General features: G+C 66.3%; 8 protein-coding genes, 2 tRNA genes and 1 pseudogene. 7 read left to right on the plus strand and 4 right to left on the minus strand.

From position 1 onward, the window contains the following. Window positions 1-47: 47 nt before the first annotated feature. From A5701_RS21120 to A5701_RS21135, 4 genes are all read left to right on the plus strand, one after another. On the plus strand, window positions 48-845 hold the full coding sequence (locus tag A5701_RS21120; RefSeq protein ID WP_067758337.1) for a fumarylacetoacetate hydrolase family protein: 798 nt from the start codon (window positions 48-50) through the stop codon (window positions 843-845). After that, window positions 842-2,311, plus strand: coding sequence for a glutamate--tRNA ligase (gene gltX / locus A5701_RS21125; RefSeq protein ID WP_082950392.1), 1,470 nt, complete (start codon window positions 842-844; stop codon window positions 2,309-2,311). Before A5701_RS21120 ends, gltX begins: the two co-directional genes overlap by 4 nt. 147 nt (window positions 2,312-2,458) lie before the next feature. Further along, a tRNA-Gln gene (locus A5701_RS21130) sits at window positions 2,459-2,530 on the plus strand. Window positions 2,531-2,602: 72 nt separating this feature from the next. Next, a tRNA-Glu gene (locus A5701_RS21135) sits at window positions 2,603-2,675 on the plus strand. A gap of 5 nt (window positions 2,676-2,680) precedes the next feature. Here the strand turns inward: A5701_RS21135 and A5701_RS21140 are convergent. Both A5701_RS21140 and A5701_RS21145 read right to left on the minus strand, forming a co-directional pair. Next, window positions 2,681-3,193 (minus strand): pyridoxamine 5'-phosphate oxidase family protein, encoded by a 513-nt coding sequence (locus A5701_RS21140; protein ID WP_067758340.1) that lies wholly within the window; start codon window positions 3,191-3,193, stop codon window positions 2,681-2,683. A 156-nt stretch (window positions 3,194-3,349) separates the two neighbouring features. After that, complete coding sequence (locus A5701_RS21145) at window positions 3,350-4,051, minus strand: IclR family transcriptional regulator (protein WP_067758343.1); 702 nt, start codon at window positions 4,049-4,051, stop codon at window positions 3,350-3,352. A gap of 86 nt (window positions 4,052-4,137) precedes the next feature. On the opposite strand from A5701_RS21145, the gene leuC reads away from it, so the two are divergent. The 3 genes from leuC to A5701_RS21160 all read left to right on the plus strand — a co-directional run bounded on the left by leuC (window position 4,138) and on the right by A5701_RS21160 (window position 7,015). Further along, entirely contained in the window at window positions 4,138-5,553 is a 1,416-nt protein-coding gene (leuC, locus tag A5701_RS21150; protein WP_067758346.1) for a 3-isopropylmalate dehydratase large subunit, read from the plus strand. Between the two features lie 24 nt (window positions 5,554-5,577). After that, window positions 5,578-6,174 carry a 3-isopropylmalate dehydratase small subunit gene (gene leuD / locus A5701_RS21155; protein WP_067758349.1) on the plus strand — a complete coding sequence of 199 codons (597 nt, stop codon included), beginning with the start codon at window positions 5,578-5,580 and terminating at the stop codon, window positions 6,172-6,174. A 211-nt stretch (window positions 6,175-6,385) separates the two neighbouring features. Further along, window positions 6,386-7,015 carry an HU family DNA-binding protein gene (locus A5701_RS21160; protein ID WP_067758352.1) on the plus strand — a complete coding sequence of 210 codons (630 nt, stop codon included), beginning with the start codon at window positions 6,386-6,388 and terminating at the stop codon, window positions 7,013-7,015. 69 nt (window positions 7,016-7,084) lie between these two features. Here the strand turns inward: A5701_RS21160 and A5701_RS21165 are convergent, their stop codons facing one another. Together A5701_RS21165 and A5701_RS21170 are read right to left on the minus strand one after the other, a co-directional pair. Continuing rightward, a complete protein-coding gene (locus tag A5701_RS21165) occupies window positions 7,085-8,014 on the minus strand; it encodes a bifunctional NUDIX hydrolase/histidine phosphatase family protein (RefSeq protein WP_067758355.1) in 930 nt (309 codons plus the stop codon). A gap of 86 nt (window positions 8,015-8,100) precedes the next feature. Next, a pseudogene (locus A5701_RS21170) lies at window positions 8,101-8,531 on the minus strand (RNA degradosome polyphosphate kinase); the annotation flags it as partial.

The raw sequence follows: 8,531 nt of genomic DNA on the forward strand, positions 1-8,531 counted from the left end.
CTGCTGCCATTGCGATGAGGCAACCGCTCATTAGTAGGCTCAACGAAATGCGCCTTGGTCGAATCGCCAGCCCCGACGGTGTCGCCTTCGTCAGCATCGAGGGCGAACTCACCGATCCCGCCGCGATGATTGCCCGCGAGATCGCCGAGCATCCGTTTGGCACGCCGAACTTCACCGGCCGCTCGTGGCCGCTGCCCGACGTGCGGCTGCTGGCCCCGATACTGGCCAGCAAGGTGGTTTGCATCGGCAAGAACTACACCGATCACATCGCGGAGATGACCGAGCTCACCGGTCCGGCCGCGCAAGATCCGATCATCTTCCTCAAGCCCAACACGGCGATCGTCGGCCCGAATGTGCCGATTCGGTTGCCGGCCAACGCATCACCCGTGCATTTCGAGGGCGAGCTGGCCGTGGTCATCGGCCGGCCCTGCAAGGACGTCACGGCCGCCGAGGCGGCCGACAGCATCCTGGGCTACACCGTCGGCAACGACGTCTCGGCCCGCGATCAACAGAAGGCCGACGGCCAGTGGACGCGGGCGAAGGGACACGACACCTTCTGCCCGGTGGGACCGTGGATCGTCACCGATGTCGACCCGGCGGATCTCGAAATCCGAACCGAGGTCAACGGCGAAGTGAAGCAACACAGCCGCACCTCGCTGATGATCCATGACGTCGGCGCCATCGTCGAATGGATTTCGGCCGTGATGACCCTGCTGCCCGGCGACCTGATCCTCACCGGAACGCCGGCCGGGGTCGGCCCGATCGAGGACGGCGACACGGTGTCGATCACCATCGAGGGCATCGGCACCCTGTCCAATCCCGTGGTCCGTAAGGGCAAGTCGTGACGGCGGAAGCGAAAGTCCGGGTCCGGTTCTGCCCCTCGCCCACCGGCACGCCGCACGTCGGAATGGTCCGCACCGCGCTGTTCAACTGGGCCTACGCCCGGCACACGGGTGGCACGTTCGTGTTCCGGATCGAGGACACCGACGCCGAACGCGACAGCGAGGAAAGCTATTTGGCGCTACTGGACGCGCTGCGTTGGCTCGGCTTGGACTGGGACGAGGGGCCCGAGGTCGGCGGGCCCTACGGCCCGTACCGCCAATCGCAGCGCAAGGAGATCTACCGCGACGTGGTGGCCAAGCTACTCGAAGCGGGCGAGGCCTACTACGCGTTCTCGACCCCGGAAGAGGTTGAGGCGCGCCACATCGCGGCGGGCCGCAACCCGAAACTGGGATACGACAACTTCGACCGGCAACTCACCGACGCCCAGCGGGCCGCGTTCCTCGCCGAGGGGCGCAAGCCGGTGGTGCGGCTGCGGATGCCCGACCAAGACCTCGGTTGGAACGACCTGGTGCGCGGGCCCACGAACTTCGCCGCCGGCAGCGTGCCCGACTTCGCGCTGACCCGCGCCAACGGAGATCCGTTGTACACCTTGGTCAACCCGTGCGACGACGCGCTGATGAGGATCACCCATGTGCTGCGGGGCGAGGACTTGCTGCCGTCCACCCCACGCCAGCTGGCGCTCTATCAGTCGCTGATTCGGATCGGCGTCGCCGAGCGCGTCCCGGAGTTCGCCCACCTGCCAACGGTGTTGGGGGAGGGGACCAAGAAACTGTCCAAGCGCGACCCGCAGTCGAACCTGTTCGCGCACCGCGACCGGGGCTTCATCCCGGAGGGGCTGCTCAATTATCTGGCGCTGCTGGGCTGGGCCATCGCCGACGACCACGACCTGTTCAGTCTCGACGAGATGGTGGCCGCGTTCGACGTCGTCGACGTCAACTCCAACCCCGCGCGGTTCGACCAGAAAAAGGCCGACGCGCTCAACGCCGAGCACATCCGGATGCTCGAGCCGGCCGACTTCGTGGGCCGGCTGCGCGACTACTTCGACGTGCACGGCCACCGCCTCGGGTTGGACGATCCGGCGTTCGCCACCGCCGCCGACCTGGTGCAGACGCGCATCGTGGTGCTCGCCGACGCGTGGGAGCTGCTGAAGTTCCTCAACGACGACGAGTACGGCATCGATCCCAAGGCCGCCGCCAAGGAGCTCGGCCCGGAGGCGGTCGCCGTGCTGGACGCCGCGCTGGCCGCGCTGGACGGCCTGTCGGAGTGGACGACAGCCCAGATCGAGCCCGCGCTCAAGGCGACCCTCATCGAGGATTTAGGCCTCAAACCGCGCAAGGCCTTCGGTCCGATCAGGGTTGCGGCCACCGGAACGACCGTGAGCCCGCCGTTGTTCGAATCGCTGGAGCTGCTGGGCCGTGAGCGCAGCCTGCAGCGGTTACGCGCCGCACGCGAAACGGTCGGCGGCTAGGCGAAGACATCGCGTGCGGATTGTGTGCCGAGTCTTTGGTAGTCTGCACTGCGGTTCGCAAAGGCCGACAACGGCTGGCAGCGGCGGTCCCCGGAGCGGCGCGTTATCGCTCAGAGTGACCGCTGACCAGCGGTTTTAGGCAGCCAATGGGGTATGGTGTAATTGGCAACACAGCTGATTCTGGTTCAGCCATTCTAGGTTCGAGTCCTGGTACCCCAGCAAAATCTCGCCACCTCAAGCGATTAGGTGGCCTTTGACGTGTGAGCTATGCTGACACCTCGGATCGTGTCTGGCCCCGTCGTCTAGCGGCCTAGGACGCCGCCCTCTCACGGCGGTAGCGTGGGTTCGAATCCCATCGGGGCTACAAAACTATTGACCGGTTCCCAACACGGCTGGTGCCGTGGACCCACCCACCGGCATGGCCGGCAGGCCGAGTTTGCGGTGATCCCATGACCGCGCGCGCTGAGCGACGATGCGCACGCAGACGCGCTTGTTCATCATCTGCTCCACGAAGGGCTTCATCTCGTCGGTGTAGGGCCCGGTGTAGCGCTCGAACACGCTGACCCCGACGCGGTGCGACATGTCGGGATCGTCGACGATCTCCGCGACGCCCTCGAATGAGACCCCACGCAGTGTGTCGTAGGTGTCGCCGTCCTCGATCAGGAAGCTCACCCGCGGATCCCGTTTGAGGTTGACCGCTTTCTGCGACTTGGCCTTGGTTTCCAGCCAGATTTCTCCGTCCACGACGGCATACCACATTGCGGTCAGATGCGGCTGGCCGTCGGGGCCGACGGTGGCCAGCGTTCCGGTGCGGCTCTTGACGACGAAGTCGGCGATTTCGTCTTCCGACATGACGATGCTCGCGCGCTGATTGGTTCCCATGGCGGTCAGTCTGTCAGGCGACGTCCGGTCGAGCGTGCGCTGGTGGCGTTCAGTGTGCGCTGATGGCGTCGGGTGTGCGTGTGCGGCGGGATTTTGGCGACTTCGCCGCCATAGTTGCACTCGCAACGCCATCGATGCACACCCGACTTGGCGGCCCTACAGCCGGCGGGTGAGCGCGTCGGCCGCGGACAACAGGTCGGCGGCCCAGCGCGCGCCGGGACGGCGGCCGATCCGGTCGACGGGTCCCGACACGGAGATGGCGGCGATGACGGCGCCCCGGCCATCGCGCACGGGAACCGACACGCTCGCGACGCCGGGCTCTCGCTCGGCCACGCTCTGCGCCCAGCCGCGCCGCCGCACTTCGGCGAGCGTGCGCTCGGTGAACTTCGCCGTCGGCAGCACCGCCTTTTGCGTCGCCGCGTCGCTGTGGGCCAGCAGCACCTTGGCGCCCGAGCCCGCGGTCATCGGCAGTCGAGCCCCGACCGGCACGGTATCGCGAAGGCCCGCAGCGGGTTCCAGGGCGGCCACACAGACCCGCGTCGTGCCTTCGCGGCGGTACAGCTGCACGCTCTCGCCCGTGGTCTCACGCAGCAGGGGCAGCACGCCCGCGCTGGCGGCCAGCAGCGGATCGTTGACGTGGGCGGCGAGCTCGGTGATGGCCGGGCCCAGTAGCCAGCGCCCTTCGTCGTCGCGGCCCAGCAGGCGATGGATTTCGAGCGCGGCGGCCAGCCGATACGCGGTGGCCCTGGGTAATCCGGTCCGTTCGCACAGTTCGGCCAGTCCGCACGGGGATTGGGCGATCGTGTGCAGGACACTCACGGCTTTGTCGAGGACGCCGATGCCGCTATGCTGTCTCACAAGAAGATACTAGCGTCTCGCATTCTGAGATCACAGCCCGTGGTGGATCGGCGAGCCGCGCACCAGGAATAGAGGCGAGTTTTCAGATGGGATCCGGCAAGCCGCGCACCCTGGCCGAAAAGGTCTGGGAGGACCACGTTGTGGACAAAGGGGCCGCTGACGCGCCCGACCTGATCTACATCGATCTGCATCTGGTGCACGAGGTCACCAGCCCGCAGGCCTTCGACGGTTTGCGCCTGGCGGGCCGGCCGGTGCGGCGCCCCGATCTGACGCTGGCCACCGAGGATCACAACGTGCCCACGGTCGACATCGACAAGCCGATCGCCGACCCGGTGTCGCGCACTCAGGTCGAGACGTTGCGCCGAAATTGCGCCGAATTCGGCGTCCGCCTTTACCCGATGGGCAATATCGAACAGGGCATCGTGCATGTCGTCGGGCCGCAATTGGGGCTCACGCAACCCGGAATGACCGTTGTCTGTGGGGATAGTCACACATCGACGCACGGCGCATTCGGCGCGCTGGCGATGGGCATCGGCACGTCGGAGGTCGAGCATGTGCTGGCGACCCAGACGTTGCCGCTGCGGCCATTCAAGACCATGGCGGTAAATGTCGACGGCGAATTGCCCGCCGGTGTGACGGCCAAGGACATCATTCTCGCGCTGATCGCCAAGATCGGCACCGGCGGCGGGCAGGGCCACGTCATCGAATACCGCGGCAGCGCCATCGAATCGCTGTCGATGGAGGCCAGGATGACGATCTGCAACATGAGCATCGAGGCCGGCGCCCGGGCGGGCATGGTGGCACCGGATGCCACCACCTTCGAATTCCTGCGCGACAAGCCGCACGCGCCGCAGGGCGAGCAATGGGAGGCGGCGATGCGCTATTGGCAGCAGCTGCACACCGACCCCGGCGCCGTCTTCGACACCGAGGTCCACCTCGACGCAACAACGTTGAGCCCGTTCGTGACCTGGGGAACCAATCCGGGGCAGGGCGTACCGCTGTCCGCGGCCGTGCCCGACCCGGAGCTGATGACCGGCGACGCCGAGCGGCAGGCCGCCGAGAAGGCGTTGGCTTACATGGACCTTCGTCCCGGCACCCCGATGCGCGATATCGCCGTCGACACCGTGTTCGTGGGCTCCTGTACCAACGGTCGCATCGAAGACCTGCGCGTGGTCGCCGACGTGCTGCGCGGTCGCAAGCTGGCACCGGGGGTGCGGATGCTCGTGGTGCCCGGGTCGATGCGGGTGCGCGCGCAGGCCGAAGCCGAAGGGCTGGGCGACGTTTTCACCGCCGCGGGCGCCGAATGGCGCCAGGCGGGTTGCTCGATGTGCCTGGGGATGAACCCGGACCAGCTGTCGCCGGGAGAGCGGTGCGCGGCGACGTCCAACCGCAACTTCGAAGGGCGGCAGGGGAAAGGCGGCCGCACGCACCTGGTGTCTCCGGCCGTCGCCGCCGCGACGGCGGTTCGCGGCACGTTGTCCGCCCCGGCCGATTTGAACTGATCCATTCGAGAAGAAGGCAAGAGCATGGAAGCATTTCACACGCACACCGGCATCGGTGTGCCGTTGCGGCGGTCCAATGTGGACACCGATCAGATCATTCCGGCGGTGTATTTGAAGCGGGTCACCCGAACCGGTTTCGAGGACGGACTGTTCGCCAGCTGGCGCTCGGATCCCTCATTCGTCCTCAACCTCAGCCCCTTTGACCGGGGGTCGGTCCTGGTCGCTGGACCCGATTTCGGGACCGGCTCGTCGCGCGAGCATGCGGTGTGGGCCCTCATGGACTACGGGTTCCGGGTGGTCATCTCGTCTCGATTCGGTGACATCTTCCGGGGCAACGCCGGCAAGGCGGGGCTCCTGGCGGCCGAGGTTTCGCAAGACGGCGTGGAACTCCTTTGGAAGCTCATCGAGCAGAGTCCGGGGCTGGAAATCACTGCCAATCTTCAAGATCGAAATATCACCGCGGGAACGACGGTGTTGCCGTTCAAGATTGACGACCACACCGCCTGGCGGCTGCTCGAGGGGCTTGACGATATAGCCCTTACGCTGCGGAAACTCGACAAAATCGAGTCATACGAGGCCGCGTATCCGAAGTGGAAACCGCGCACTCTGCCTGCCTCCTGAGCGGTCGTGACGACCGAAATTTCTTCTCGCTCACCTAACTAATTCGGGCGGAATTCCAGTCCCCCACCGGTCAAGGGCGGCAACCGGATTGCGAAAACTTCCGATTGTCCGACCCTGAAATTGCGCGTGGCTCTTGGAAATTTGCTGGGTGAGGGTTTACCGTGTGCACTAGTCGGTTCAAACAGAGGACCACTAGCGTCGGAGGGATTGGATGAATAAGGCAGAGCTCATTGATGTGCTCACACAGAAATTGGACACCGACCGTCGGCAGGCAACCGCGGCTGTCGAGAACGTTGTGGACACCATTGTGCGTGCCGTGCACAAGGGTGACAGCGTCACCATCACTGGGTTCGGTGTGTTCGAGCAGCGGCGTCGCGCGGCCCGGGTGGCCCGCAACCCGCGTACCGGCGAGACGGTGAAAGTTAAGCCGACTTCCGTGCCGGCGTTCCGGCCCGGTGCTCAATTCAAAGCGGTTGTGTCTGGGGCACAGCGTCTCCCGTCGGAAGGACCTGCAGTGAAGCGTGGTGTAGTGGCAAGCGGTGCGGCCAAGAAGACGGCCGCCAAGAAGGCTCCGGCGAAGAAGGCGGCCGCCAAGAAGGCTCCCGCCAAGAAGGCCGCCGCCAAGAAGGCTCCCGCCAAGAAGGCTCCGGTCAAGAAGGCGGCGACCAAGGCCCCGGCCAAGAAGGCCGCAACCAAGGCCCCGGCCAAGAAGACCGCGGCGAAGAAGGTCGTGGCGAAGAAGGCTCCGGCCAAGAAGGCCGCAACCAAGGCTCCGGCCAAGAAGACCGCCGCAAAGAAGGCTCCCGCCAAGAAGGCCACCGCGCGTCGCGGTCGCCGCTGAGGCATCGGTCGAGTTCTAGACGCGAATACCCTTCGGGGCGCAGCGATGCACCCGAAGGGTATTCGCGTGTTATGCCCGCACGTTGGCGGCCAGGGCGCCGCCGATGTGGTCCGCCGCCACCAGCCGGCCCCCCGCGAGCGAGAGCACCCAGGTGCTGCCCTTATGGTTGCGTGATTTGTCCGGGCGTACCCCGTCCCGTTCGCACCACCACGCGATCAAATCCGGGATCACCTTGCCCTGCGTGCAAATGACCGGTGTGCCTTGCTGCTCCGCGATGGCGAGCATCCGGTGCCGGCCGCGTTTGGGGCTCTTGGCGTAGGACTCTTCGGTGAGGGCGGGCTCGTTGTGCACCTGCACACCCAGCTCCTCGGCGAGGGGCTCCACCGTCTGGTGGCAGCGCAGCCGGTCGGCCGCATAGACGTCGGTGGCGCCGAAGGCCAGCAGCTGCGGCACCAGCGCCTCGGCCTGCGCGCGGCCCCGTTTGTCCAGCGGCCGTTGGGTGTCGTCGCCCTTGAAGCGCGATTTACGGCCCGCCGTCCCGTGCCGGACCACCACTACCGTGTGCGTGTCCGCGGGATGTTTGGTGAAGTGGCGCAGCATCTTTCGGTCGTGAGAGTAGCTGATTTTCTTCAGCGCGTCGGAAATCGGTAGCCACACCAATTCGTCGACCTCGTTGCCGGGGGTGAAGTCACCGCCGGTGCTGCGCGCGGCCCAGTAGTAGACCTTCTTGACCCCGGCATCGATCGGGTAGCTCACCATGTCGAGCCGCCTGCCCAGGATGGAGTGGTGCCCCGTCTCCTCGCGTACCTCCCGCACCGCGGCGACGGGCGCCGTCTCGCCCGGGTCGACCTTGCCCTTGGGCAGCGACCAGTCGTCGTAGCGGGGGCGGTGGATCACCGCGATCTCGAGGCCGGGGTTGGTCGAATCGGTCGGCCGCCACAGCACGGCTCCGGCGGCATACACGATCCGGCTTCCCGAACGCGAGCTCTTGGTCGGCAACTCAACTCCTGCAGGTCAATTCGGTGCGGGGTCGCGCGCACGGTCGCGGTGCGGCCGGAGACAACCGTAAAGCACCACGCGGAGGGTTACGGACTGCGGTGCCGCTCCATCAACGACACTTGGTGATCGCGCACGGTGTGGCCCTCCTGCGGCGACGCGGTCCACTGCCCGTCGGGCCCCAGCTCCCAGCATCGAGTGGAGGGGTCGAGTGCGGACTCGAACAGGTCGTCCAGGTATGAGGTCAGCCTCGGATCCTTGACCTGAACCAACGCCTCGACGCGGCGGTCGAGGTTGCGGTGCATCATGTCGGCGCTGCCGATCCAGAACTCGTTGATGCGATTGAAATGCATGATGCGGGAATGCTCGAGGAAACGACCGAGGATCGAGCGGACCGCAATGTTCTCCGAGAATCCCTCGGCCCCGGGGCGCAGCGCGCAGATGCCGCGCACCGCGAGCACGGCGGCGGCCGGATCCGGCTCAAGATGAATGCCCTCGTCGACGAACAGGTCATCGACGC

Source organism: Mycobacterium sp. E3305, assembly GCF_001666785.1.
In the GTDB taxonomy this organism is placed as follows: Bacteria; Actinomycetota; Actinomycetes; order Mycobacteriales; family Mycobacteriaceae; genus Mycobacterium.